Origin of the sequence: Flavobacterium geliluteum (assembly GCF_017948595.1) — a bacterium.
In the GTDB taxonomy this organism is placed as follows: domain Bacteria; phylum Bacteroidota; class Bacteroidia; order Flavobacteriales; family Flavobacteriaceae; genus Flavobacterium; species Flavobacterium flavipigmentatum.
In genome coordinates this window covers 1-332 of sequence record NZ_JAGFBV010000088.1, presented here as the reverse complement: position 1 = coordinate 332, position 332 = coordinate 1, and the positions used below count along the sequence as shown (strand labels likewise).

Annotated in this window: 1 protein-coding gene; it reads right to left on the bottom strand. The window is 33.1% G+C overall.

The genetic code is table 11. The annotated features are described in order from the left end of the window. Positions 1 to 332 (bottom strand): transposase (locus tag J3495_RS19070; protein WP_210668575.1); only part of this gene is annotated, 332 nt, incomplete at both ends.

The following is a 332-nucleotide window of genomic DNA, read 5'->3' as shown; positions in this document are numbered from 1 at the left end:
TCAATATCGTTTGATAATGATTCATAATGGTACGAGAGATTGTACCGAAAGACTTAAACCCGGATTGATTTACTTTTTCATGCCATTTGGCCAATTTTGCAAAACCAATGATTTTATCTTTTGTATTTTCGAAGATGTTACGGAGCTCTTGAGTTAGATTGTATCCTTTTGGAATATCAGGATATAATTCAAATAATAATGCAGCCCGTTCTGTTTGATTTTGAGTCCATTTCGTTTTGGCTTTGTACAAGAAATAGCGACTTCTGGCTAGTAATTGTTTAAGGGTATCTCCATTTGAGAGTATCTTAGATTCGAAATTTACTTTTGACTTT